19 protein-coding genes are annotated in these 25,527 nt (G+C 58.6%); 11 read left to right on the forward strand and 8 right to left on the reverse strand.

Annotated elements, in window-relative coordinates; translation table 11 throughout:
• The 11 genes from ACR1XY_RS07045 to ACR1XY_RS07095 all read left to right on the forward strand — a co-directional run bounded on the left by ACR1XY_RS07045 (position 1) and on the right by ACR1XY_RS07095 (position 15,351).
• The gene (locus ACR1XY_RS07045; RefSeq protein WP_480591325.1) at positions 1–2,010 is read left to right on the forward strand and encodes a dynamin family protein; all 2,010 of its coding nucleotides are present in this window, start codon (positions 1–3) and stop codon (positions 2,008–2,010) included.
• An 8-nt stretch (positions 2,011–2,018) separates the two neighbouring features.
• Positions 2,019–3,743: a dynamin family protein gene (locus ACR1XY_RS07050; RefSeq protein WP_480591328.1), complete on the forward strand. Its 1,725-nt coding sequence runs from the start codon at positions 2,019–2,021 to the stop codon at positions 3,741–3,743.
• 22 nt (positions 3,744–3,765) lie between these two features.
• Positions 3,766–4,167 carry a hypothetical protein gene (locus tag ACR1XY_RS07055; RefSeq protein ID WP_480591331.1) on the forward strand — a complete coding sequence of 134 codons (402 nt, stop codon included), beginning with the start codon at positions 3,766–3,768 and terminating at the stop codon, positions 4,165–4,167.
• Positions 4,168–4,190: 23 nt separating this feature from the next.
• The gene (locus ACR1XY_RS07060; RefSeq protein ID WP_480591335.1) at positions 4,191–5,060 is read left to right on the forward strand and encodes a hypothetical protein; all 870 of its coding nucleotides are present in this window, start codon (positions 4,191–4,193) and stop codon (positions 5,058–5,060) included.
• Between the two features lie 67 nt (positions 5,061–5,127).
• The gene (locus tag ACR1XY_RS07065) at positions 5,128–7,170 is read left to right on the forward strand and encodes a dynamin family protein (protein WP_480591340.1); all 2,043 of its coding nucleotides are present in this window, start codon (positions 5,128–5,130) and stop codon (positions 7,168–7,170) included.
• Entirely contained in the window at positions 7,167–8,453 is a 1,287-nt protein-coding gene (locus ACR1XY_RS07070; RefSeq protein ID WP_480591344.1) for a dynamin family protein, read from the forward strand. Before ACR1XY_RS07065 ends, ACR1XY_RS07070 begins: the two co-directional genes overlap by 4 nt.
• Before the next feature lie 339 nt (positions 8,454–8,792).
• Entirely contained in the window at positions 8,793–10,904 is a 2,112-nt protein-coding gene (locus ACR1XY_RS07075; RefSeq protein WP_480591348.1) for a serine/threonine protein kinase, read from the forward strand.
• A gap of 179 nt (positions 10,905–11,083) precedes the next feature.
• Positions 11,084–12,124, forward strand: a complete 1,041-nt coding sequence (locus tag ACR1XY_RS07080; protein ID WP_480591351.1) for an FHA domain-containing protein — start codon at positions 11,084–11,086, stop codon at positions 12,122–12,124.
• A 3-nt stretch (positions 12,125–12,127) separates the two neighbouring features.
• The gene (locus ACR1XY_RS07085; RefSeq protein ID WP_480591354.1) at positions 12,128–12,913 is read left to right on the forward strand and encodes a PP2C family protein-serine/threonine phosphatase; all 786 of its coding nucleotides are present in this window, start codon (positions 12,128–12,130) and stop codon (positions 12,911–12,913) included.
• A 22-nt stretch (positions 12,914–12,935) separates the two neighbouring features.
• On the forward strand, positions 12,936–14,198 hold the full coding sequence (locus ACR1XY_RS07090; protein WP_480591357.1) for a type 2 periplasmic-binding domain-containing protein: 1,263 nt from the start codon (positions 12,936–12,938) through the stop codon (positions 14,196–14,198).
• Positions 14,199–14,241: 43 nt separating this feature from the next.
• The gene (locus ACR1XY_RS07095) at positions 14,242–15,351 is read left to right on the forward strand and encodes a peptidoglycan-binding protein LysM (RefSeq protein WP_480591360.1); all 1,110 of its coding nucleotides are present in this window, start codon (positions 14,242–14,244) and stop codon (positions 15,349–15,351) included.
• A gap of 275 nt (positions 15,352–15,626) precedes the next feature.
• Here ACR1XY_RS07095 and ACR1XY_RS07100 read toward each other — a convergent pair whose 3' ends face one another.
• The 8 genes from ACR1XY_RS07100 to ACR1XY_RS07135 form a co-directional block, all read right to left on the reverse strand.
• Positions 15,627–17,840 (reverse strand): NADP-dependent isocitrate dehydrogenase, encoded by a 2,214-nt coding sequence (locus tag ACR1XY_RS07100; RefSeq protein WP_480591364.1) that lies wholly within the window; start codon positions 17,838–17,840, stop codon positions 15,627–15,629.
• A 245-nt stretch (positions 17,841–18,085) separates the two neighbouring features.
• Positions 18,086–19,093, reverse strand: coding sequence for a tetratricopeptide repeat protein (locus ACR1XY_RS07105; RefSeq protein ID WP_480591369.1), 1,008 nt, complete (start codon positions 19,091–19,093; stop codon positions 18,086–18,088).
• 187 nt (positions 19,094–19,280) lie between these two features.
• A complete protein-coding gene (locus ACR1XY_RS07110; RefSeq protein WP_480591372.1) occupies positions 19,281–20,306 on the reverse strand; it encodes a trans-3-hydroxy-L-proline dehydratase in 1,026 nt (341 codons plus the stop codon).
• Positions 20,307–20,314: 8 nt separating this feature from the next.
• Positions 20,315–21,553 carry an NAD(P)/FAD-dependent oxidoreductase gene (locus ACR1XY_RS07115; protein WP_480591375.1) on the reverse strand — a complete coding sequence of 413 codons (1,239 nt, stop codon included), beginning with the start codon at positions 21,551–21,553 and terminating at the stop codon, positions 20,315–20,317.
• Positions 21,550–22,482 carry a 4-hydroxyproline epimerase gene (locus ACR1XY_RS07120; RefSeq protein WP_480591379.1) on the reverse strand — a complete coding sequence of 311 codons (933 nt, stop codon included), beginning with the start codon at positions 22,480–22,482 and terminating at the stop codon, positions 21,550–21,552. The genes ACR1XY_RS07115 and ACR1XY_RS07120 overlap by 4 nt, the downstream gene beginning before the upstream one ends.
• Positions 22,473–23,432, reverse strand: a complete 960-nt coding sequence (locus ACR1XY_RS07125) for a dihydrodipicolinate synthase family protein (protein WP_480591381.1) — start codon at positions 23,430–23,432, stop codon at positions 22,473–22,475. Before ACR1XY_RS07125 ends, ACR1XY_RS07120 begins: the two co-directional genes overlap by 10 nt.
• A 158-nt stretch (positions 23,433–23,590) precedes the next feature.
• On the reverse strand, positions 23,591–24,649 hold the full coding sequence (locus ACR1XY_RS07130) for an ABC transporter ATP-binding protein (RefSeq protein ID WP_480591384.1): 1,059 nt from the start codon (positions 24,647–24,649) through the stop codon (positions 23,591–23,593).
• Positions 24,646–25,452: an IclR family transcriptional regulator gene (locus tag ACR1XY_RS07135; RefSeq protein ID WP_480591387.1), complete on the reverse strand. Its 807-nt coding sequence runs from the start codon at positions 25,450–25,452 to the stop codon at positions 24,646–24,648. Before ACR1XY_RS07135 ends, ACR1XY_RS07130 begins: the two co-directional genes overlap by 4 nt.
• Positions 25,453–25,527 lie beyond the last annotated feature (75 nt).

Raw genomic sequence — 25,527 nt, forward strand, 5'->3', positions numbered from 1 at the left:
ATGGCCCGAAACGACCACCTTCTGTCCGTAGGAAACGAAGCGCTGACGCCGATGACCTCGGCGATGACGGCGCTGACGGCGCAGATCGACCAGCTGACTGAGGTGGCAGATGCACGATCCTCGGCGCGGCTTGCGACGCTCAAGACGCGTATGGAGAACTTTACAGCCAGTGTGACGTTGGTCGGGCAGGTCAAGGCCGGCAAATCGTCGATCGTGAACATCCTTGCGGGGCGCCCTGCCCTGTTGCCCTCGGATGTGAACCCGTGGACCTCGGTGGTGACCACGTTGAACATCAACACCCGCACCGAAGGCGACAAAAAGGCCAAATTCACTTTCTTTGAACAAGAAGAGTGGGACAACCTGATGGTCGGCGGTGGCCGATTGGGCGAACTGGCCAACCGGGCTGGCGCCGATGATGAAATGGAGGATATCCGCCGTCAGATTGGCGAGATGAAGGCCAAGTCCGAAGCGCGTCTTGGTCAGCATTTCGACCTGATTCTGGGGCAAAGTCACCAGTATGACTATTTCGACGACGAACTGATCCAGCGCTATGTCTGTCTGGGCGATGAAGACGACCCGGATATCAACCCGAAAACCGGGCGCTTTGCAGACGTCACCAAGTCTGCGGAACTGTTCATGGATATCCCGCAATACCCGATCTCACTGAAACTGTGCGATACGCCCGGCGTGAACGATACATTCATGGTACGCGAGCAGATCACCCTGCGCAGCCTTCGCGGGTCCGAGGTTTGCGTCGTTGTGCTGGCGGCCAGCCAGGCGCTGACCACGATGGATATGGCGTTGATGCGGATCATCGCGCAGTTCGAAAACCGTCAGATCATCCTGTTCGTAAACCGGATCGACGAGCTGTCCGACCCGGTCAATCAGGTGCCCGAGATTCGGGATCGGGTTTACGACACGTTGAAGCAGAACAATATCGACACCAATACCAGCGTTGTGTTCGGCAGCGCAATCTGGGCCGAGGCAGCCCTGACCGGGAATCCGGATATCCTGTCGGAAGAATCCCGTCAGGCCCTGAACACCTTCTACCTGGCCGCCGGGTTCGGCGACCAAGCCCCCTCGCTCGACAAGATCTGGGCGCTTTCTGGCTTGCCCGACCTGTTGCTGGCCATGAATGAACGTATCGCCGAAGGGGCAGGCAATCGCCTGCTAGACCGCGTTCGCCATCGTGCGCGCAACATCGCAAGCCAGATTCGGGCGACTGCGGTGGCGAAGAACTTGTCCGACGGCCAGGGCGTGGTGCGTGATCTGGACGGTGTATCCCCGGAAGAAGCCATCGCCAAGGTAACCGAGGAATATGAAAAGAAGACCGCAGAACTGACGACCGCGCTGCGCGACAAAGTGTTGGAGCGGTTGAAATCGGCTGAAACGAACTTTGTCAAACGGGCTACGGACTCGTTGATTTCGCATCTGGAAGAGAATGGCGAGGAAGGCACCTGGCAGTATGATCCGGCCGGGCTGCGCACCTTGCAAAAGGCTGCTTATTTCAGCTTTTCCCGCGCAATGCGCAAAGATGCGGGTGCGCTTTACAGCGCCGCTGCGACAGATGTCGAGGCATTGTACCAAAAGCTGCTGGGCAACCATCTGGGTGAGTTCAGCATCGAAGCCCCCATCGTGCCTCGCGTGCCGCCACCTCTGGGAATCGGCCGCACCATCGCGCTGGATTTGCAAAGCACCTGGTGGCGCCGCTGGTGGCAACGTCGCAAAGGGTTCGAGGCCTATGCTGCAGACTACACGCGCCTGATCGCATCCGAGGCGAACTCGATCACCAAAGACCTTGAGGAAAACCAGATCGCGGCCGTTCTGGAAAACGTTCGGGCTGGCCTGTCCGACTTCCTGCGCGAGCAGAAAGAGACTCTGCTGAACATTTCGGCCTCGGCTGAGCAGGATCCGAACCAGGCGGCCCTGATGGCGGGCATGACTCCCAAAAAATCCCGCGACGATATCCTGGGCGACATCCTGAAAGATCTTAGTAACGAGGCAGCATAAGTAGCGATATGGCAAAAGATACACAAACCCGCTTCGTCTCTCCTAAGGCTTGGGAACGCATCGAACAGTGGTCCCGTCGCAAACCTATCTTTGCGCTGATGGGAGAATTCAGCGCCGGAAAATCGACGCTGATGAATTTTCTGCTGCGCACGCAGGCGCTGCCGACACAAGTCACCGCCACGCAACTGCCGCCCGTCTGGTTTAGCTGGGGAAAAAAATCGGCCTATGTCCAACGTCCCGATGGGACCCGCGAGAGCATCACTCTGGATCAGTTGGACACCGTCGGTGTCAACGATGCGCAATTCGTGCGCATCTTCCTTGAGGCCGACATTCTGGAAGCGGTGGACCTGATCGACACTCCCGGTATCTCTGACCCGAAGATTTCCAGCGATGTCTGGCGCCGCGCGGTCGGGCAAGCGAATGGTGTTTTGTGGTGTACCCATGCGACTCAGGCGTGGCGCGAGACCGAACGTGCGACATGGATGTCTTTGCCGGAGCGGCTGCAGCACAACTCTTTGCTGCTGGTAACCCGCGCCGACGTGCTGGGTGCGAAAGACCGCCAAAAGGTGCTGCGACGGGTTAACCGTGAAGCGGGTCACTTGTTCAACCGTTCGATCCTGTTCTCGGCTCGAGATGCGATCATCGCCCGGGATAAGAGCGGCGATGCCGAACAGTGGGCGCGCAGTGGCGGCGGCAAGATGGTGGACAGCTTTCTTCAGATCACCGAACAGATCATGGACAGCCGCGCCGATATGCTGACGCGCTACCAGATCGACAACGGCTTGACAGCGGGCACACCTGTGCAGCCGATCCGCCCGAAACGAATGGTGGAACAGACCGACGAACCATCACCGCTTAAACTGGTGAACCCCGTTCCCACGGCCAACAAGCAAGATGAAGTCATCAGCTTTCCCATCCGCCCGGCCCGTGTCGAGCGCCGTACCGAAGATACCAGCCGCGAAGAACGCATCGACGCCGCAGAAGCCGAGCGCCTGCGCGCCGAAATGGAGACTGAATCTCCGGTGTCAGAGCCGCAACCGGAAACCGAAGGTGACGATCTGCGTTCCTTTTTCCGAGACACCGAAAGCAACAGCCTGAATCTGGCCGAATACAAGGAAACGCTGGCAGAAGAAGACCCGTTTGATCTACTGGATGATGACGAGTTCGAAATCGACACAAGCCTTGCGGCTGAACCTGTTGATACCCAGGAGGAACCCGCCCTAACAGAATCAGACCCGTTCATGGAGTCGATGGAAGACAAACTGGCAGACACACCAGAACAGGATCGGGCATCCGTCGAAGAGCCGGATGTACAGCGTGCTGAGGTTTCGGTGTCGTCGATTGCCGCTTTGCTGGCTGAGCAGTCGAATGGCACCGAGGATGAGTATGAGCCAGAGCCCGAATCCAGTGGCCTCGTGAACATGCAGGTTGTTCCCGTGCCCAACGGTGCGACAGCCGAAGACCCCGCTCCGTCGGGTGACACTGATGAAGGTCAAGAAATCTTACTGAACGTTTCGACCGACACTCCGCTCAGTGCGGCGTCCATGTGGCGCGACATCGCTGCGGGCGAGGATTTGCCGAACGATGTCGAAGGCATGAAGAAAGTGTTCGTTGCGTTCCTCGAGGAATTCGACCAGATCGCAGTCGAGCATTTTGCGCGCCGTGCCAAGGGGGCGGTTCGCCCCGTTCCCAATGCTGCGGAAAACGGCGGAGCAGAATTCCGTGTGTTATGAGCAGAACCTCAGGTAGCAAGCGATGACGATCGAAACCGCATTGAACACCGCGATGGATACCATACCCGACTGTATTGCAGCCGGGTATGTCGACATGGAAACGGGGATGTTGCTTGGGACCAACACCCAGGACCCGGGCAGCGCGGACGTTCTGGACAGTCTCGCCCTTGCCGTGGCTAACCTGTTCCAAGGGCGCGGCGTAAAAGCCTTCGAGGACTTGTTGCGCGCGGCTGGCGTCGAAGAGGTCGACAACCCGGGATTTGGGGAAATCGCGGTGTTTTCGAATGATCGGCTCAATATCTTTCTGCGGACCCGGGAGTATCCCGATCATGTGGTCTGCTACATCTGTCGCAGCAGCGCCAATGTCGGGTTGGCGCTGACAAAATCGCATCTCAGCCTGGGGTCAGTCGCGGCCGCAGTCTAAACCGGACCAGAGGGGGTCACGGCATGATGGATACGGACATACTTGAGTTGCTCGACAACATCGGGCGCTCGTCTGTGGCACGCCTGAATCCGGCGGTCACAGTTCCCGGGGAAACCGCCCGGATTCGGCGCAAAAAGGTGCTGCACACCATTCGCGGCACCATTCTGCCGCGCCGCCTGGAATTCACTGCTGCCGATGGTCATTGCCTTGCCATTGAAGTCAACAGCTCTCGGATCACAGACGTGTTCCGGGTTCAGTCCGGCATCGCTCCAGATTTCGAAACCGAATCCCGCGAGGAACTGGCTGACAAGCTGGCCAAACTGGTGACCGACATCGCCGCCGCCCCCGCCCCGTTGGAGCTGATTTCGCTGCAACCCGACACTGCACTTGAGGCCGACGATGTGGGCATCACATTCAGCGAGATCGAAAGCGCCTGCGAGAAAATAGAACTGCCAGCTGACCCAGTCATTTCCATCGTTCCGGACGAGCCCGAGGAAGCCACGCCCGTCGACGAAGCACCGGTGGAAGAGCCCGCCGACTGTCTGGCCCAAAAGTTCTACGATGGATCACAGCGATTTGCTCAGGGCCGGGTTCTGGCCAACGGCGCCGATGGGGAACCGTTGCGCATGGATGGCACCTGTGACGAAGGGGAAGCTCTGCACCCCGGTTCCGACCTGCTGGCCCGTTTCGCCCTCGACCTTGCTGGGTGGGATGGCGACACGGCTTCTGTAATGGACCCACCGCAGTTAATTGTCATGCGGCCTTCCGGTGGCAAGGGCGCCGGGTTGGCCATTTTGAACGATGGTAAGAGTTTTGCAGTCGCCGTCCACGAGGCACGCAAACTGGGTGCCGTTGTCAACCTGTGGGCCACTCTGAAAAGGCCAGACGGATGATTACGCCCCTTTCGTTCAATTTTTCGATGAATTCGATCCGTGATTACAAGTTACCAGGGTAAGTTTTATGAGTGAAAACAATCGTCGCGAGTTAATCCGTATTGCCGAGGACATGAGCGGCGCCTCGAATGATGAGACCCGTCAGTTCATCTCACGCATTGTCAGTGATCTGACAAATCTGAAACCCTCGATTGCCTTTGTCGGGCAGATCAAGGCGGGCAAATCCCGTCTGATTAACGGCTTCACCGGTCAGGCCGAATACCTGCCGTCGGACGTGAACCCCTGGACAACGGTGATCACCGACATGCATTTCGGCCACCCCTCGGGGCGGACCTCGGGGGCCGAGTTCCATTTCTTCGACAACCGCCAATGGCAGGCACTGATCGCCGAAGGCGAAGAGCTGCGCAACATGTTCCCCGATGACGAGGACAGCTATAAGCGCGAGATGATCGAAGAGCAGGTCGAGGCGATGAAAACCCGCGCAAAGCTGCGTCTGGGCGAAAGCTATAAGCACCTGCTTGGCCAGCATCACGATCTTGACGAACTGAACTCGGACGATCTGGCGCGCTATGTCTGTGCTGGTGACGACCCGACCGAAGAGGGCGAACACGACCCGGGTTCGGATCGCGGCCTTTACAGCGACATCACCCGCAAGGCCGAGGTTTATTTCGACATCGGTCACTTTCCGTTTCCGCTGACAGTAACCGATACGCCGGGCGTCAACGACCCGCTGCTGATCCGCGAGGAAATCTCGCGCCAATACCTCAAGGAATCCGACTTCTTTGTGGTGGTCCTTTCGGCGCATCAGGCCCTATCGCGGGCGGACCTGAAACTGTTTCGCCTGATGCAGGCGTTGGAGCTGGGTCAGATAGTGGTCTTCATCAATCGCGTCGACGAGTTGGGTGGTGGTGCCGAAGATGCAGGCAAGGTCCGGGCCGACGTGATGGAGGGCCTGGAAAAAGCTTTGGGAAATTCGGACATCGACGTATTGATGGGCAGCGCGCAATGGGCGCATTACGCGCTGACCGGCGACGAGACCGGCATCAACCATGATGAAGTTCTAGCCTGGCTGCGGGCGCATCCGGAACAGATGACGCAATATCTGGACGGTGTGGAAGAAATCAAACAGGGTCCCGGTCCGATCAGCCGCGAAGGTGTGCTGCGCTTTGCTGCAATGATCGCTTCGGGCCTGCCGGACCTGCGCCGACATGTGACCAGTGCCCTGACCGAGGGCCCGCGCAACGAACAGCTGCGAATGGCGTGGCAGCATCTCAATACCTTTGCGCAAGGCGAGGTCGAGCGCAGCAGGGCGCATCTGCGCGCCATTGAGGACGAAACGACCCCCGCCGCCGAAAACAATGATGAAAACGACAAGACTCTGACGGATCTGCGCGCGCTTGTTGCCGACAAGACTGCCAGGATCATCAATGATATGGACGATGTTCTGGCCAATCTGCGCGGCGTCATGGACGACACCGTGGCCGAGGCCGTATCGGTCGTGGTGCGGGGGCCGAACGGGGATTCCCCGCTGCTGGCAAAGGGTGGTGACACCGAACTGAACTTCACCCCGTTGCGTGACCGAATGCGCGAGCTTGTGCAGGGGGCCACACAGGTTGTACGTCAACGGATGCTTAGCGAGTTGTATACGGTCGACATGCAAAGCAACGCAGCGCTGCGCGCCCTGCCCGGCTGGCAGGACCCAACCGACAACCGCATGAACACCAGTGCCGTGCGGTGGTTCCGCCCGGACACCACTGCGCTGACGCGGGGTATCACGGTTGAATTGCGGGTCAGCTGGTTGTCGCGCCTGATCTCACGCAAGAGCGTCGTGACCCGCGCCGAGCGCATGATCGTGCAGGAATTCGAGATGATCGGCGACGATCTGGTGGACACAGCGCGCAGCGATCTGCTGGAACGTCTGAACACAGTTCTGGATCACTACATGGCCTTGCTGGCCGGACATCTTGAACATCGGTCCGGAAGCGGCGAAACCAACGAGCGGGCCCAGGCGCAAGAGGCCTTTGACCACGCGCAGCGCATCACCGAAGAACTGGGCGCCGTCTTTGGCCCGGATGACATTGACAAACGATTAGCAGAGGCTGCGGAATGATCGAATTTCCCGGAACCGAACAGGAAGTAAGACAACTTGAACGCTTTCTGACCGCGACCGAAAAGATGCCGGCCGACACGGTGCTGGACGAGATGCGCGAGCGCGCACTTGCCCATGCCGGGCGGCTGTCTAACGCGGTCAACATCGGTTTTGCCGGGGAATTCGGGGCTGGCAAATCCAGCCTCGCCAACATGCTGGCCGGGGCGGACATTCTACCCACCGGGCCGCAGCACCTGAAGCTGCCGCTGGTAATCGTCGCTTATTCCGAGACACCGGAAACCACCGTCGGCTGGTGGGATAAAGAACCCAAGACCTATTCCGGAATTGCGTTGGAAAAGGCCGCTGCAGATGCGCCTGATTTCATCTCGGTCGGCCTGAACACCCCTGCCTTGCAGGAGATATCGCTGTTTGACCTGCCCGGAACCGGAGCATTGGACGATACGTACAAAGAAACCCTCGATTTGCTGAAATTCGTGGATTGCGCGATCTGGTGCACCAATGGCACCAACGCATGGCGCGAGACCGAACGTCATCTCTGGACAAAGGTGCCACAGGAGCTGCAAGCCAACAGCCTGCTTGCGGTCACTCATGCCGATCTGCCACCGGTCCGCGATGCGCTGGACCGGGTTCTGTCGCGTCTCAACAAGGAAAAGGGCGATCTGTTCCGCTCGGTCGTGCCAATCGGTACGCCGGTGGCCGTGCGCGCCATGGCACAAGAGCCCGAACCGGATTTTGCCCTTTGGGAAACTTGCGGCGGTCAGAATCTGGCTGAGCAGGTTCTTCAGATCGCATCCGACAGACGTCTTGCCGATCTGGAGGCCGCGCGCACCGATTTGAAACAGGACTTCCTGCCCTTTCTGGAAACACTGGCGGGCCCAGAGGCTGAGACGCCGCTGCCCGACACCGCGTCCGTGCACGCCGTCTTGGAATCCGCGCTGCCTCCTTTGGAAAACCCGATCCTCGAGGACTGGCTGGCCGCGATCGCAAGCATCTACGAAGATCTGCGCGAATCGTCCGATATCGAACCGTCGGCCTTCCTGCACTCGTGTCAGGAAATCGTCGAAGATTTCGCCGAGCGCCTTGAGCAAGGCGGTGAGATCGACCCGAAGGCCGACTGGATACCAGGCGAGTTCGAAAAAGCAACGGACCTGTTGTTGCTGCTGCAATTCGAAAGCGGCGACGCCCCCCTGAAAGATGCGATCAGTATCCTCGCGCAACTCAGCGACAATTTGGCTTGGGCAGGCAGCCGGGTGGATTCGGTGCAACCGAAAACCGGAACCTGACAATTTCTCCTTAAGATTGCGCCGCGACTCGGCGAATCGAGACCCATGGAATCGGGTCTCGAATGTATCGACTCCGTTGACCAAGCGGAGACAAAGAGTCGATCCGTCTGCATTTTGTGCAAATCTATTTTCAACATGTAGTCGTTCAATAGTCACGAAATACAACATGTAGTTATTTCGTGAAAACGGTCCTTAGTGAAGCCATCAGGCGGCCCCAATAAAGTCAAATTTGAAACGTCTAACCGTCTCAAGTGTCCTGCGGTTGTGTTTGGTTGCGAGTTCACGGGCGAGTTTGCCCAGTTAAGAAAACCGCAAAACGATCAGAACGGGCGGAAAGAAATGAGCCACAACCAGGCGGTCGGTGCATCGCACGACGAACCGAAAATCGAAGGACTTCAACCCGGCGCCAAGCTGTTGCGCGGACAGTACGAGATCCTGCGTTACCTCAGCAACGGCGGGTTCGGAATTACCTATCTGGCGCGGGACAGCCTGGAGCGCGACGTGGTGATCAAAGAGTGCTTTCCAGGCGCATTGTGTCACCGCAACGGCAATCTGGTCGAACCGGCCGATCCCGGACATACGGAAGACCTGCGCGCGATAATAGACCTGTTTATTCAAGAGGCGCGCAACCACGCACGTCTGGTTCATCCCAACATCGTCGACGTCCATCAGGTGTTCGAGGACAACAACACCGCCTATATCGCGATGGACTTCATCAAGGGCTGCGACCTGCTGGATTACGTCGAAAACACTGACAACAAAACCGGCCCCGATTTCATCGTCCAGGTCACGGAAAAGATGCTGTCAGCGGTATCTTTCATCCACCAGAGCGGAATGCTGCACCGGGACATCTCGCCCGACAACATTCTGATTGATGAAAACGGTGACCCGGTTCTGATCGACTTTGGCGCGGCGCGCGAGCAGGCTGCAAATCAATCTGCGGCCCTGCTAACCCTGCGTGTGATCAAAGATGGGTACTCGCCGCATGAATTCTATGTGCGCGGCGCCGAACAAGGCCCCAGCAGCGACCTCTATGTGCTGGCTGCCACGCTGTATCACGCCATCAGCGGCGAGCGCCCGATTGACGGTCAAACCCGACTGAACGCCTTCAACAACAGTCAGCGAGACCCCTACGCCCCTCTGGCCGGGCGGTTCAAGGGCTATCCCGAGGGGTTCCTTGAAGCGATCGACAAGGCGATGGAGGTGCACGTCACCGACCGTCTGCAAAGCGCGCTGGATTGGTTGCGCATGTTCCGCGGCCCGGGCGTCATGTTCGATACGTTCGACTACCGCCCGGTCTCGGTCATCGTGGCCATGGACCGCAAGGATGAAGAGGCTGAAAAGGCCCGGATCAAGGCTGAAAGCGAGAATGCCGAAGCTGTGGTCACCGCCCTTCTGGCCGGAAATGCCGACCTGGCCTTGGGCAATGAAGACAAGAACGAAGATGAACTGGCCAAGTTCACACCCAGGGAAGAAGCCGCAGTTGCAGTCGATACCGTGGTTAAAAGCGGATCGGGTGGCAGCGGCAAACTGATTGCCGGTGCAGCTGTCATTGCAGTCGGTCTGGCAGCGGGCGGTTACTTTCTGATGTCCGGTGAAAAAAGCGAACCGGCACAGGATGTTGCAGTAGCATCAGCACCTACAGCTCAAGAAACAGAAGAACAGGTGGCAGTAACGCAAGAACCTGTCGAGCAGGTCGCCACCACATATAACTCGCCGGAACAGGCTGATCCGGCACCAGTTAAGGCAGAAATACCTCAGGCGCCTGTCGAGCAGACACAGGACCAATCGGTTGATCCGGAACAGGCCCGGACAGCCGAACCTGCGCCAGTGGTTCCAGTGCCTCCGGCAGAAACACAGATTGCATTCTCGCATTGGGATGTCGAAATACCGTTCCAGACATCCAGGCGCCGGGCATCAACTGGCAGCATCATCGCTGTGACCGGTGTTGATCCGGCGCAGGACATGTCCGTGATCGGTGACTGGGTCAAACGCGGCGATGCGATTTACACCCTGAACGGAGAGCCGATCCGCGACAACACGAGCTTTGCCGCGCAGGTGCTAAGCGACCTGGCAATTGATCCCGACGGCTATATCCGCGTGACCGCCCGCTACCGCCCACTGGGCAAAACCCTTGCTCAGAACGGGTTGTTGGCCCTGCCCGCCATCCGCGTGATCGGTTTGGAAAACGGCTACGGTTTTACCGTTCGCAATGAGGATGGTCAGAGCTGGACGACAGTAGTCACCACCATTTCAGCGGATGCGGCCGGCGATCTGCAGCGCGGCGATGTTCTGATCTCGGAAGCGCAAACCGGGGCAGCCATCGACGGGCAGGAAAGCCTGGATGCTATGCTGAGCGCTCTGGTCGCAGAAAAACAGGCGCAGGCACGCCTGACCGTGATGCGCGATGGCGTCCAGACGGATGCCGTGATGCAGCTGAAGCAGGAGTAATCTGACCGGTCGCAAGTGATCTACCGCAAGTGAAAACTGAGGGTGGTGCTCGGAAATCCATCACCCTGACGGGGACCGGCCCGTCGCGATAGATAAAATTTGGTTTGATTTCCGCATCATAAGTGCCGTTGTGCCATTGCGCGCAGAGGCGAATAGCAGCCCCGCAGGACGCAGGTTCTGTGAAAGAAAGCAAAGGTATCGACGCCATGTTCAAATACAAAAGCCCTCTTAGCCGGCTGCTCGAAGGTGCCGGCAAAGCCAAGGAACCCGAAGCCGAAACCACAGTGGAAGAAGAAGCTGCAGCGCCCGAGACCGAAAAGCCCCAGCCGATTGCGGATTTCAACGCACTGCGCGCTGCTTTGGGCGGTGGCAATATGTCTTCGTCATCGGAAAACTACGACGACGCGGATGACCTGATTCCCGAAGAAGAGATGCCCGAGTTTTCGGAAGACGAGGCCGTAGTGGACGTCGTGACTACCGAGGTCGTCACCGAAACGCAGGACAACATTTTCGAGGCTCCCGAAGCTCAACCTGAACCGGAAGAGCCGGTTGTGACCCTGCACGTCGCCACCGAGGAAGACGCCGTAACCGAGCAACCGGTTCAAGAAGAACAGGTTGTTGAAGTGATCGTTGAAACAGTTGAAACCGATCAACCAGCGCAAGTTGCAGAGGTCACAATCACATCCGAAGTGGCGGCCGAGCCTGCACCGGAAGTTCAGCCGGAACCAGAACAACAGGCCGCGGCGCCGGCCCCTGCAGAGGATCGTCGTGGTCGAGTCAAGACCACGTTCCTGGGTTTTGAACGCGCGGACACCCACGTTCAGGACCTGATGGAAAGCTCGGAACCCGTTGCCAAGACCGAAGCCGCGCAAGAGACGTTTCCAGTTGGATGGCTGGTCGTGACCGCAGGCCCGGGCCGGGGCGCATGCATCACGCTGACCGAAGGCCTGATGCAGATTGGCCGCAACGATGATCAGGCCATTCAACTGGACTTTGGCGACACCGGTATCTCGCGCAGCAGCCATGCGGTGATCGCTTACGACCCCGAGGACCGCAAATGCTATCTGGGACACGGCGGCAAGGCCAATCTGGTGCGCCTGAACGGCAAACCGGTTCTCAGCACTGTTGCACTGTCCAGCGGCGACCTCATCCGCATCAGTGAAACCTCGATCCGCTTTGCCGCCTTCTGTGATGACGGCTTTGACTGGCGGGATGCCTGATAGATGCTGGCGCAACCGGCATATGATATCGCGCTGATCCTGGATCAGGGTCAACGCGAGTCGCAAGAAGACGCGATTGCCGCGCGCATGTTCGATGCAACGGATGCTGGCTATGTTGTGATTGCGGACGGTATGGGCGGCCACGCAGCCGGTGAGGTTGCTTCGGAACTTGTGGTTGCTGCTTGGCGCGAGTCTCTGGACGCCGAGCTTGAGAATACCCCCCTGTCCGAAGCGGCGGTGGCCGATGCATTGCCACTGGCAGCCATGCAAGCCAACGCCGCGATTGCAGCCCATTGCGAAGGCAAGGATGGTGAATTCAACATGGGGTCGACCCTGACGGGGCTGTTGCTGCTGGGGCAACGCGCCTTCTGGATCTCGATCGGTGACAGCCCCTTGTACCTGTTCCGCAATGGGGTTCTGAGCCAGCTCAACGAAGATCACTCCATGGCACCGGTGATCGACGCACAGGTGGCCGAGGGCAAACTGACCGAGGCCGAAGCACAGGCACATCCCGACCGCAACCAGCTGACCTCGGTCATCATGGGGGCGGCGATTCCCAAGGTCGATTGCCCCGAAGAGCCGCTGGAGTTGACCGCATCGGATGTACTGATCCTGGGCAGTGACGGGCTGCAATACCTCAGCGATACCGAAATCCAGACCGTCGTGCAAAGCAACGCACACGCCTGGGCGCAGGATATCGCCGACGCGTTGTGGCAGGCCCTTCGGGCCAAAGACGATCCGGATCAGGACAATGCCTCAATCGGCGTTGTGAAACTCATAAAAAACTAACCAAGGCAAAGCTACAGGAACCATGAAACCCCATCTGTTCATATCTAGCCTGGCACTTACTGCCGCTGCCGGTGCGGCCTCGGCGCAAGAGGCGTGTTCGACCTATGAAATCCAGCGCGGCGACAGCCTGCGCGAGTTGGCCATCGAAGTGTATTCGACCGAGGATTTCCGCATCATTTTTGACGCCAACCGCGATGTGATCGGCAACAACCCGAACATCATCCGTGTGGGCGACGTACTGACACTGCCCTGTCTCGAAGAGATCGGGCGCGCGCCAACGGCACCGCAGACAGAGGCCGAAGCAATGGCTGCCGAAATGGCTGCCGAGTTGGTCAAGGCTGCGGAAAAACGCGCTGAGAAGGCCATCGCCGACGCCGAAGCACGGGTTGCCGAGGCCGAAGCCGAAGCCAAAAAGGCCAGCGAAGACGCCGTGATTGCCGCCAAGGCCGAGGCCAAAAAGGAAATCGAAGCCGCCCGTGCCGAGGGGGCCGCCCTGATCCGCAACGCGGATCACGGTGAGCGACCGGAAATCCGGGACCGCCAATTGCTGCTGATCACTGGCGGCAACTATGCGCCTTTCACCGATGAAGCCCTGCCCAATCGCGGCCTCTATACCAATCTCGTGGAAACCGCGATGCTGCGGGCCGCGCCCGAACAGGGCTACAAGATCCAGTTCGTCAACGACTGGTCTTCGCATCTGGACCTGCTGATGCCGACCTTGGCTTTCGACGCCACCTTCCCCTGGTCGCGCCCGGATTGCGAAGAGGCCTCGGCGCTTTCCGAAAAGGACCGCGATCGTTGTGATACCTACAATTTCTCGAACCCGTTCTACGAGGTTGTGGATACATTCTTTGCCCGCGAGGGCTCGGGTTATGAGCAGACTCTGACCTATGCCGACTTTGCAGGCGCCACGATTTGTCGTCCCGAAGGCTGGTCGCTGTCGCATATGGATACGGTCGGCCTTTACGAACCCGCAATCACTCTGATGCGCCCCGTTTCACCGGATGACTGCTTTCACGCGGTCATGGAAGGCAAGGCCGACATCGTGGCAATCGAAGCCCATCTTGCGGTCGAAGCAATCGGACGACTGGGATACGAGCACCGAATTATCGAAAACCCCAACCTAGCGGCCATAAAGTCGCTTAACGTCATGACCCACAAAGATAATCCGGATGGGGAAGCGATCCTTGAGACGCTCAACCAGGGTCTGGCGATCATGCAGCAATCTGGAGAGTGGCGAGATATCGTTTCAACCGCTCTGCGTCATCAAATGGAAAATGGCTAAGGCCCAACCGGCCTGACAACAAAAATGTCTGGAGGAAGTGGACATGTTAGAATTCAACCTGAAGAAAGTCGTGATGTCGGCCACCGCCGTCACTGCCCTTAGCGCCGGAGCCGCTGCCGCGCAGGAAGCCTGTACAAACTATACCGTCGAGGACGGCGATACGATGGCAACCATCGCCATCGCGGCCTATGGCACTTCGAACTATCAGCCGATCTTCAACGCGAACCGCAACGTCATCACCAACCCAAACGATCTGGCGCCTGGTCTGGTTTTGGCCCTGCCCTGTGAAGACGGCAGCCTGCCAAACGGTCAGTCCGCTCAGGAAATCATTGCGGCCGAAGAAGCACGCGCGGCCAGTGTCAAACGTTCCAGCGTCTATCAGCCGCCGATCAAGCTGGTGACTGGTAACGGTTGGGCGCCATTCGCCGATGAATCGCTGAATGGTGGCGGCGCGATCACTCGTCTGGGTACCACAGCGCTGCAGCGTGGCGGCAACGCGCGTGACTATTCGGTCAGTTTCGTGGACGACTGGAATTCACACCTGGAAACGCTGCTGCCGCTGGGCGCATTTGACGTGTCGATGGCGTGGAACATGCCCGATTGCACCAACCGGACCTACGAATGGTCGTGGGAAACAGAAGTCCGTTGCACTCAGTTCGACTCGTCCGTTCCGGTTTACGACATCGTTGTCGGCTTCTACACACTGCCGGAAAGCGACTACGCAGGCGCCACCACTTTTGGTCAGTTGGAGGGCGCAACTATCTGCCGTATGGATGGCTGGTTCATCCACGACCTCGAACAGGAAGGCCTGCACAACGGCACCTCCATGACCCTGATGCAGCCAATCACCGCACGTGAATGCCTTGACGCGGTTCTGACAGGTACTGCTGACGTTGCAACCTTCGAAGTGCAGCTGTTCTCAGACACCATGGTGGAAATGGGTCTTACTTCGAACGACCTGGTGGAAAACCCGTTTGTGACATCTCTGTCCTCACTGCGTTTCATCAGCCACCGCAGCAACCCGTTTGGCAAACAGTATCTGGCGATGCTGAATAAAGGCCTGAATGAAATGCGGGAATCCGGCGAATGGTACGCCATCGTTTCGGACACGCTGCGCGAGCACAACGAGAAACTGATGGCAGCGTCGAACTGATCCCTCGGTTCACCTGACTACCAAGGGGCTGGTCTTAGGACCGGCCTCTTTTTTGTCTGGAACCTTCCATGTCCGCGATCTTGCCGGAGGCAACTACGGGAAACCCCTAATACCCTGATTCGTAGAAAGTGTTAGTCTGAAAACAACTATACCGGTGAGGCCTAGCCTCCCCACTCACTCAAAAAGGGGCTGACTTTGGGGGTCAGCCCCTTTTTCCATTCAAAGCTTTGATCTGAAACGTAAAAAGCCACGCCTTGGGGCGTGGCTCTACACAATCAGCCGATGATTGCGTTCAAAGTTGCGCTGGGACGCATCACTGCTGCGGTCTTGGCGGGGTCGGTGTGATAGTACCCGCCCAGATCAGCAGGCGCACCTTGTGCGGCGGCCAGTTCACCCAGGATCTGCACTTCCTTGTCGGCCAGCTCCTTGGCGACGGGCGCGAACTCAGCCGCCAGATCCGCATCGTCGGATTGCGCTGCCAGAGCCTCGGCCCAATAGCGTGCAAACCAATAGTGGCTGTCGCGGTTGTCCGGCTGTCCAACCTTGCGGCTGGGCGACTTATTGTTGTCCAGAATGCCTTGCGTAGCGCCCTCGGCCGCGGCACCCAATACACCCGCCTTCGCATTGCCCTTGCTGTCAGCTAGGAAGTTCAGCGATTCACCCAGTGCGCAGAACTCACCCATCGAGTCCCACCGCAGGTGGTTTTCTTCGACCAACTGCTGCACGTGTTTCGGGGCCGAACCACCGGCACCGGTTTCGAACAGGCCACCGCCATTCATAAGCTTGACGATGGACAGCATCTTGGCCGAGGTGCCCAGCTCCAGGATCGGGAACAGGTCGGTAAGGTAATCCCGCAGCACGTTGCCGGTGATCGCGATCGAGTCCTTTCCCGCCGTAATGGTTTCCAGAGACTGACGGGTTGCTTCGCGCGGTGCCATGATCTGGAACTTGTCAGCCACGCCAGCAGCCTCAAGCGCCGGTTTGACGTATTTGATCAGCTCAGCATCGTGGGCGCGGTTTGCGTCCAGCCAGAAGATCGCCTCGGATCCGGTCAGGCGCTGACGGTCCATCGCCAGCTGAATCCAGTTCTCGATCGGGGCCTTCTTTACGGTGCAGGACCGCCAGATATCGCCCATTTCAACCGCATGCTCGTGCAGTGTTTCGCCATTGGCCAAAACGACACGGATGGTTCCGTCTGCAGGGGCCTGGAACGTGGTCGGGTGCGAGCCGTATTCCTCAGCCTTCTGCGCCATCAGGCCAACGTTGGCGACAGCGCCGGCAGTGGCTGGGTTCAGTGCGCCATTGGCTTTGAAGAAGTTGATGGTTTCGTCATAGACACCGGCATAGCAGCGGTCCGGGATCACGCAGTTGGTGTCACCCTTGGCACCGGTCTCATCCCAGCCCTTACCGCCCGCGCGGATCACGGCGGGCATCGAGGCGTCGATGATCACATCCGACGGTACATGCAGGTTGGTGATGCCCTTGTCGCTGTCGACCATGTACATCGACGGACGCTCGCCTTTCAGGGCGTCGACGGCGGCCACGATCTCGGCGTTGTCTTTGACGCGATCCAGCAGGTCGCCCAGACCCGAGTTCGGATTTACACCCAGCGCGTCCAGTTCGGCACCGAATTTCTCGAACACCGGGGCAAGCCAGGCTTTGACCGCATAGCCAAAGATGATCGGGTCCGACACTTTCATCATGGTCGCTTTCATGTGAAGCGAGAACATGGTGCCGTCTTTCTTGGTGTCTTCGATGGCGTCAGCCAGGAACGAAGACAGGGCTTTGACCGACATGAAGGTCGCGTCCGCCACAGTGCCTTCGTCCAGCGTCCAACCGTCTTTCAGAACGGTGACGTTGCCGTCTTTGCCGACAAATTCGATATTTGCGTCGCCAGCCTGCGCCGCAGTGATGGTCGTCGATTTTTCATTTGCGTAGAAATCGTTATCCGACATCGACGACACTTTGGTCTTGCTGTCTGCGGACCACTCGCCCATCGAATGCGGGTTGTTCTGAGCGTAGTTTTTAACGGCCTTTGCCGCGCGGCGGTCGCTGTTGCCCTCACGCAGAACCGGGTTAACGGCCGAGCCTTTGATGGCATCGTAACGCGCGCGGATCGCTTTTTCGGCGTCGTTCGCGGGCTCTTCGGGATAATTCGGGATATCGTAGCCTTGCGCCTGCAGCTCTTCGATCGCAGCAACCAGCTGCGGGACCGAGGCCGAGATGTTCGGCAGTTTGATCACGTTGGCCTCGGGCGTTTTCACCAGCTCACCCAGCGCGGCCAGATCGTCGGTGATGCGCTGTGCATCGGTCAGGTTTTCCGGAAAGGTCGCCAGAATACGGCCCGCCAGCGAAATATCCTTGGTTCCAACGCTGACACCCGCGGCTCCGGCGAACTTGCGAATGATGGGCAGGAACGACGCGCTGGCCAGTTCGGGCGCTTCGTCTACAATGGTATACAATATATCGAAGTTCGATTTTTCTGCCATATTCTTTTACCTTTTTTAAGCCTTTCGGGGCGTGCGATCCAAGAGTGTGCCACGTATTCGTGGCTGCGGATGGGGCGCGAGAATCCTACTGCCCCAAGGGTGACTCTGATTTGACAGGGCCTCCCTTAAAACAGGTTGCGTTTCGGATCAATCCTCTAGTGGGGGCGCAAATTGACACGGGGTTGACGTTTGGGGTCAAGCCAATTCCAGTTTGATAGGCTGTTCCGACCGCAGTCCGGGTGTTTCTACTGGACTCCAAAATCCGCATACCCGCTGGAAGTCGCAAGCTGCTGGACATAATCCGTAATCGTTTGGCTCAAAAGATCGGTAGAACCCGACTCGACTTCTGGTGGCACTGACACACCGGCTTCTCGAATGAGGCAAAAGAAATACTCTCGATCAAAACGCCGGGCATCTTTCAGAAAGGTGTTAATCTCGTGCTGAGCCAGATCAGTTCTTCCTAATTCCGCATATGTTTGGGCACGGGTTATCCATTCGCGATTCCCCCGCAGGCCTAGCCATTCATCGACCCTCTGACCCCATTTTTCGAATATCCCCTTTCGGACATAGGATCTTTGCGCGGTCCATCGGGCGTAGTCTTCAACGAATTCCACGCCTTTCTCCTCATCACCAATCTTCAGATGAACCATGGCCGGGAAAAACAGATTGGTGACTCCGTTCGACTCCAAACGAGACACTCCGTTCGCAGCCGCAAGACCCTTTTCGACGTCACCTGTTCCGTTCAGGTGGAGCAATAAACGACCAAGGTGCACCCACATCTGATCGGGCCAACGTTTTTCCGCTTGAGTCAGAAACTTTTCCGTTGCGTCAAGCCCATCCACTTCGAAATGCGTGTTTGCCAGATTCCAACCCGCTTCTCTATAAGCCGGATCAATTTCCAAAGCCTTCTCATATCCCTCTATCGCATCCGCAAAATTGCCCTGACTCTGATCGAACCGCGCTTTGTAATATCGGACTGACGCTCTGTCGGGATCAAGGGCCACCGCTTTGGAATGGGCCGCATCGGCGTCGCCGACACGTCCCATGGCCTCCAGCGCCAAAGCCCGCCTTAAGACCGGAGTTGCATCCAAGGGCTGAAGATCGGAAGCTGCGGTAAAGTTCGCGATAGCCTCATCGTAGCGTTTGCCAAAATAATAGGCCCAGCCGCGGGCAGAGATCAGCCTGCTCTGCTGCGCCGGGGAAAGGTCGTCGATCTTCATAAGCGCCGAGCAGGTGGAAACAACGTCGGCCATGCTGCCTTTGTTCCCCATACAGGTCGCGGACATTTCCGTATAGTCGGGCTTGGGGTTCAGCGACCATATCACGGTCGCAATCACGATGATCAGGGCGGCAAGGCGTATCTTCATAAAGCCTCTATTTCGAAAACTGCTCTTCTATAGGTAGAAACCACCGTCCCCGAATTCAAGCTTTCCCAACCTGTTACACGCCCCACGTGTCGCTCAACCGATACCCGCCGGGCCACGGGTCGTCCGGGTCCAGCATGTGTTGGTGCGTGCCGGTGATCCAGCCTCGGCCGCTGATTTCGGGGACAATGGCTGGGCGGTCGCCGACTTGGGCTTGCTCGACAATCCGTCCGGTAAAGCGCGATCCGATGATCGAGACCGCCTCGAACGTTTGACCGACCGTCATTTGGCCCTTTGCGGCCATCAGGGCCATCCGCGCCGAAACCGCTGTGCCGGTAGGGGATCGATCGACCTTGCCTGGCTGAATGGCGACCGCGGATTTGCCTGTCAGGCCGGTTTCCGTCTGCTCAAGCGGCCCGCAAAAGGCGCAGAAGGAGATGTGATCCCAATCCGGGTTCTCGGGGTGGGTAAAGCCAAGCTGTTCGTTGGCCGCGTTGGTGATGGCCACACCCATACGCGCGATGTCGCGAGCCTCGTCTTCAACGATCTCGAACCCCAGCGCCGCAGCATCGACCACAACGAAGCTGTCCCCGCCATAGGCCGTATCCACGGTCAGGGTGCCGAGGCCCAGGACCTCCAGAGGAACGGATATCTTGTCGGCAAAACTGGGCAGGTTTTGCACGAAAATGCGCTCGGCCTTACCGTTTCGGCATTCGGCCCGGACCTTCACCAACCCACCGGGGGCTTCAAGCGTCAACAGGGTCTCGGGCTCCTGCATCGGAATGATCCCGCCATCCAGCAAAACGGTGGACACGCAGATCGAGTTTGAGCCGGACATGGGCGGCGTGTCTTCCGGTTCCATGATGATGAAGGCCGCGTCTGCATCAGGATGTTTCGGCGGCACCAGCAGGTTGACGTGCCGGAACACGCCACCGCGCGGCTCATTCAGCACGAAGTTTCGCAAGGTCTGGTCCTGCGCAATGAAGGCACGCTGTTCCCAGATGGTTTCTCCGGGCGGTGGCTGGACACCACCAACAATCACGTCACCCACCTCACCTTCGGCGTGGGCCGAGATCACATGAATGGTTTTGCAGCTGCGCATGTCCTGTCCTAAAAGCGGGAGGCGGAGAATGGGGTCAGGGGAATCTGGGCGGGCTGGCCGTCAACCAGGGCGCCAACCAGTTCGGCCGTACCTGCCGATTGGGTCAGGCCCAGATGACCGTGACCGAATGCGTAGATCACGTCCCCTGCCCGTGGCGAAGCCCCGATCACCGGCAGGCTGTCGGGCAGCGACGGGCGGAAACCCATCCATTGCGTGCCGCCTTCCGTGTTTAGGCCGGGCAAAAACTGCGTGGCTTTTTGCAGCAATGTATCGGCCCGTTTGTAATTCGGAGGGAGTTCCAGCCCCCCCAGTTCAACCGCGCCGCCAATCCGCACGCCGCCATTGATCCGGCTGGCCACAAATCCATGGCTTGAGAATGTCAGATGCATACGCAGGTCAAACGCGCCCGCGGGAAGGGTCGTGTTGTAGCCGCGTTCAGTTTCCAGCGGTATTTGATCGCCAAGTGTCCGCGCAATGTGGTGAGACCAGGCCCCGGCGCACAAGACGACTTTGTCCGCCTCGACCTCGCGTTCTGTCAGCGTGATCCGTACTCCGCTATCTATCGGGGTCAGTGCGCAGATTTCCTGGCGCTCGATCCGGCCACCCCGGCTCTGAAACGTTTGCGCCAGATGCTCCACCCATTTTTTGGGATCAACGGTGTTGATCCAGTTCGGCGTAAACCCAGCATGGGTGAACCGCGGGCTGAGGCCAGGTTGCAATTCAGCAATCGCTTCAAAGCTTTCCAGCAGCTCGAAGTCTATGCCGTGTTGGCGCCGCAGCTCCCATGTAGGCAGGCTGGCACGGTACTCTGCCTCGTTTTCATAAAGCTGCATCTGCCCGTCGCGCTGCATCATCGCCTCGCCTTTCACCGATGCAATCAATCGGGTCAGGGCTGCGCTAGACTGATCCATCAGGCTGGCCTGAGCATGCAGGAGTTGCTCGTAACGACCCGGACGGCTTGCCCGCCAAAACCGGATCATCCACGGCGCGATTTTCAGCGCATAGGCGGGCGGGATGGACAGCGGTCCGAGTGGATCCAGCAGCCATTTCGGTGCCCTTTTCATGATGCCGGGGGTTGCCAGCGGTTCAACCTCGGAAAAGGCGAAGGCGCCCGCATTTCCGGCGGAGGCTTGTGCGGCGACGCCCTCACGATCCAGAACCACAACACAATGGCCCCGGCGCTGCAGCTCCAGCGCCGTTGTGATTCCGATGACACCGGCCCCGATCACAACGACCTGCTTCGTCATAGCTTTATGCCCGCCTTGAACGGATCGTTTTCATCAAACATCAATGTCGCCTCGGCCATGACATGAGCCTGCCCCGTGATTGAGGGGATGACCCCACCGTTCACACCCGATTGATAAGACAGGTGATAGACGCTGCCGATAACGCTGTGCTGGACGATTTCCTCTCCGGGAGCCAATGCACCGTCCGCAGCCAGACAGGCCAGCCGCGCCGAACTGCCGGTACCACAGGGTGAGCGGTCGTAGTTGTCATCGGGGCATAGCACAAAGTTGCGGCTGTGGACGTCCGGATCGGGAGAGGTGTCCTGAAAGATCACGTGGTCGATTGGCTCGCCCAGCTCTCCTCCTATGCCTCGCGCGATTGAGGCCTTGCGGATCGCAATCGTCATATCGGTCAACTGCCGGATATTGCCGGTCTCAACCGGGATTGGGCTGGGATCAACGATGAAAAACCAGTTGCCGCCATAGGCAACATCCCCGGTCACCGCGCCATAGCCCGGCACATCCAATACCACATCACGGTGGACACGGCGGCTTTCGATATTCATGACGGTGACGGTGTTGGCATTGTGCAGCTCTACCGTCACGACACCCGCAGGCGTTTCGATCTTGTGTCGTCCAACATCAATCCGCCCCAGATGCGCCAGTGTAACCGCAAGGCCGACGGTGCCGTGGCCGCACATACCCAGCACGGCGTCCACGTCGAAATAGATCACTCCGGTCACGCAGGACGGATCGACCGGCTCGACCAGCAGCGCGCCGACCATGGCGGGTTGGCCACGTGGTTCCAGCATGATCGACCGGTAAAACCCTTCATGTTCCGTCGCCAGCCTGCGGGCGCGTTCGGCCAGTGGTCCAGAACCCAGATCCGGCGCGCCGTCGAGGATGACCCGCGTCGGCTCACCCCCGGTATGGCTGTCGATCACACGCATTCCGCGATCACCCCACCCTGTTTTGACCAATCGGCGAACCAAGCGCGGAACAGGTCGTATTGCTGTTCACAATAGTTGCGCTGCGCATCGCTCAACTTGTCCGTTTCGTTGAAGTGCAGACGGTATTCCTGTTCGCCGTTCAGCACCAAAAGATGCTTGTAGTACAGCACCAGATCGGGGCCTTCGTCAAAGCTGGAAAGCACTTGGATTGCCTCGGTCAGTTCCTGCGCCCGCTGGCGTGCCTCGGCATGGCCTTGTGCTGCCTTTTGGGACAGGGTCGCCAACAACAGGGCCTCGCGCGGTAAAGCTGTGCCAATTCCGGTGATCGACCCGGTCGCGCCGCAGTTGACGAAGCCGTGGTAAACCTCGGTATCCACGCCCACCATCAGGGTCACCTGATTGTCCTGGCTAGTGATGTTCTCAGCCGCGTAGCGCAGGTCATCCTTGCCGCCGAACTCCTTGAATCCGATCAGGTTGGGATGCTCGGCACGCAGAGCGAAGAATAGATCGGCGCGCGTGGCAAAACCGTAATACGGGCTGTTGTAAATGATCGCAGGCACACCCGGCGCGGCAGACAGGATCGCCTTGAAATGGTTCTTTTGCGCGGCCGGAGACGTGCCGCGCGACAACACCCGCGGGATCACCATAAGCCCAACAGCCCCTACTTTCTGCGCATGTGCAGCATGGGCCAGGGCGGACTTGGTGTTGATGGCCCCGGTACCGACCACCACGGGCAGCCCTGCAGCGACCAGGCGTTCAACGCCTTCCATTCGTTGTTCGTCAGTCAGCAGCGGCCAGTCGCCCATCGACCCGCAATAGACCACCGCCGACATGCCCGCATCAATCATCTGCTGCCCTTTGCGCACCAATGCATCGAAGTCCGGGGTGCGATCCGCCTTACAAGGGGTCATGAGCGCAGGCATGGTGCCGGTGAAAACGTTGTTCGACATCGGAGCTATCCTTTGAAAATGCAGGGTCAGGGCGGGCAGGTTAGCCCTTTCAATTCGCCATAACGGATATTGGATACAAAATCCAGAAAAATTGAAACCCAGAAAAAACGCGCCGGATCGGAGGATCGGCGCGCTTGATTTGGGTTGCTTTTTGTCGGTTATCGGAACCGCTGGCCGGTCTCCGAATCGAACAGCATCGCGCGTTCCGGTCGAACGACAAGACCGATCCGTTCCCCTTGCTTGCTGCGCTGGTCGTCACGCTCTTCGACGATCAATTTGTCGCCATTTGGCGTCAGCAGGTACGAGTAGCTCACTCCACCTAGCGCCTCGGTGAGATCAACGGTGCAAGTGCCTCCTGCGCGGTCGACTTCGATATGTTCCGGGCGGATACCCAGCGTGACCTTGTCCAGGCCCGCAGGCACATTGGCCGCCACTTCCAGCGGCGCGCCAAGAGCTGGATGCGAAACCTTGCCATCCGCATATTCGCACTCAAGGAAATTCATCGCCGGAGAGCCGATGAAGCCGGCTACAAACCGGTTGTCCGGATCGCGATACAGGTCCATCGGAGCGCCGACTTGTTCGATCCGGCCATCCCGAAGCACCACGATCTTATCAGCCATCGTCATCGCCTCAACCTGATCGTGGGTAACATAGATCATTGTCGCGCCGATCTCGTTGTGCAGCCGCGCGATCTCGACCCGCATCTCGACGCGCAGTTCGGCGTCGAGATTGGACAGAGGTTCGTCGAACAGAAACACCTCGGGGCCCCGCACAATCGCGCGCCCGATGGCCACCCGCTGACGCTGGCCTCCGGACAGCGCCTTGGGCTTACGCTTGAGGTACTGATCCAGTTTCAGGATATTCGAGGCCTGCTGCACTTTCTGGTCGATCTCGGATTTGGCAACGCCGTTCATGCGCAGGCCAAAGCCCATGTTTTCGGCCACTGTCATATGCGGGTACAGCGCATAGGTCTGGAATACCATGGCCACACCACGTTTCGCAGGGTCCACATGGGTCACCTCGCGCGCGCCGATATGAATCTGCCCTTCGGTGGTTTCCTCAAGCCCCGCGATCATCCGCAACAAGGTGGATTTACCGCAGCCCGAAGGACCAACGAACACGCAAAACTCACCATCCTCGATATCCAGATCAATGCCGTGAATAACCTGCGTTTCGCCATATCGCTTGATCGCTTGGTTCAGAGTCACACCCGTCATGTCGCTTGTATCCTGTCATTGTCGGCGCTGCGGTGGGTCTCGGGGAACCGCCAGGCCTGTGCTTCGGCCCCGATCTGTTCGGCCACACGGCGAACACGGGGAACCCAGGTTTCCAACTGATTGAAATCCATTCGTTCGGTCGATCCGGTGACGGAAATCGCGCCCAGCATCCTCCCACCCGAAGTCAGGATCGGACAGGCAATGCAGATGATGCCAGGCTCATGCTCTTCATCATCAATGGCGTAGCCCCGGCTGCGGATCAATTCGAGGTCAGCGCGCAGCGCGGCCTCAGTGGTCAGTGTCTTATCGGTAAAACGGTGGTAGCTTTGCTGCGACACAGCGCGATCAAGCGCCGCCTCGTCCAGAAACGCCATCATCGCCTTTCCAACACCGGTACAGTAGGCCGGACCGACCTTGCCGGCCTGCGAGTACATCTCGATTGGCTGGGCAGCGTTGCGCTTGTCCACATACAGCACCTGACTGGAATCTAGCTGTGCCAGATGCACCGTTTCCCCGGTTTCCCGACTGAGCGAATCCAGAAACGGCCGCGCAATTGGTGCCAGTGAGCTTTGCGTCCACGCCGCATGGGCCAGCCGCACCAGTCTCAGACCGGGCGTATAGGTCTGTCGATCAGAGTCATACGACAGCATCCCCTGATTGGTCAGCGTCTGCAGAAACCGATACAGCGTTGCCTTGGGAAAATCGCTGCTCTCCAACAGTTCCGCGAATCGGACCGGGCGGGCAAAAGCCGCCACCTGATCCAGCACGTCACATGCTTTTCCTATTGTACCGTCACCAGCCACGGGCGCCTGTTCTCCTCCCTATGACCCAACACCATCCTCACGAGGGTCTTGACAAGACTAACCGATATGATGTGT

The sequence above is a fragment of the Ruegeria sp. AD11(2025) genome, assembly GCF_056542405.1.

Bases quoted from the DNA above. Each gene is read 5' to 3' on its own strand.
- ACR1XY_RS07050 (WP_480591328.1), top strand. From the start codon at position 2,019: ATGGCAAAAGATACACAAACCCGCTTCGTCTCTCCTAAGGCTTGGGAA.
- ACR1XY_RS07120 (WP_480591379.1), bottom strand. From the start codon at position 22,482: ATGCGTGTGATCGACAGCCATACCGGGGGTGAGCCGACGCGGGTCATC.
- ACR1XY_RS07055 (WP_480591331.1), top strand. From the start codon at position 3,766: ATGACGATCGAAACCGCATTGAACACCGCGATGGATACCATACCCGAC.
- ACR1XY_RS07125 (WP_480591381.1), bottom strand. From the start codon at position 23,432: ATGTCGAACAACGTTTTCACCGGCACCATGCCTGCGCTCATGACCCCT.
- ACR1XY_RS07085 (WP_480591354.1), top strand. From the start codon at position 12,128: ATGCTGGCGCAACCGGCATATGATATCGCGCTGATCCTGGATCAGGGT.
- ACR1XY_RS07060 (WP_480591335.1), top strand. From the start codon at position 4,191: ATGATGGATACGGACATACTTGAGTTGCTCGACAACATCGGGCGCTCG.
- ACR1XY_RS07075 (WP_480591348.1), top strand. From the start codon at position 8,793: ATGAGCCACAACCAGGCGGTCGGTGCATCGCACGACGAACCGAAAATC.
- ACR1XY_RS07065 (WP_480591340.1), top strand. From the start codon at position 5,128: ATGAGTGAAAACAATCGTCGCGAGTTAATCCGTATTGCCGAGGACATG.
- ACR1XY_RS07110 (WP_480591372.1), bottom strand. From the start codon at position 20,306: ATGCGCAGCTGCAAAACCATTCATGTGATCTCGGCCCACGCCGAAGGT.
- ACR1XY_RS07130 (WP_480591384.1), bottom strand. From the start codon at position 24,649: ATGACGGGTGTGACTCTGAACCAAGCGATCAAGCGATATGGCGAAACG.
- ACR1XY_RS07095 (WP_480591360.1), top strand. From the start codon at position 14,242: ATGTTAGAATTCAACCTGAAGAAAGTCGTGATGTCGGCCACCGCCGTC.
- ACR1XY_RS07070 (WP_480591344.1), top strand. From the start codon at position 7,167: ATGATCGAATTTCCCGGAACCGAACAGGAAGTAAGACAACTTGAACGC.
- ACR1XY_RS07100 (WP_480591364.1), bottom strand. From the start codon at position 17,840: ATGGCAGAAAAATCGAACTTCGATATATTGTATACCATTGTAGACGAA.
- ACR1XY_RS07090 (WP_480591357.1), top strand. From the start codon at position 12,936: ATGAAACCCCATCTGTTCATATCTAGCCTGGCACTTACTGCCGCTGCC.
- ACR1XY_RS07045 (WP_480591325.1), top strand. From the start codon at position 1: ATGGCCCGAAACGACCACCTTCTGTCCGTAGGAAACGAAGCGCTGACG.
- ACR1XY_RS07115 (WP_480591375.1), bottom strand. From the start codon at position 21,553: ATGACGAAGCAGGTCGTTGTGATCGGGGCCGGTGTCATCGGAATCACA.
- ACR1XY_RS07105 (WP_480591369.1), bottom strand. From the start codon at position 19,093: ATGGCCGACGTTGTTTCCACCTGCTCGGCGCTTATGAAGATCGACGAC.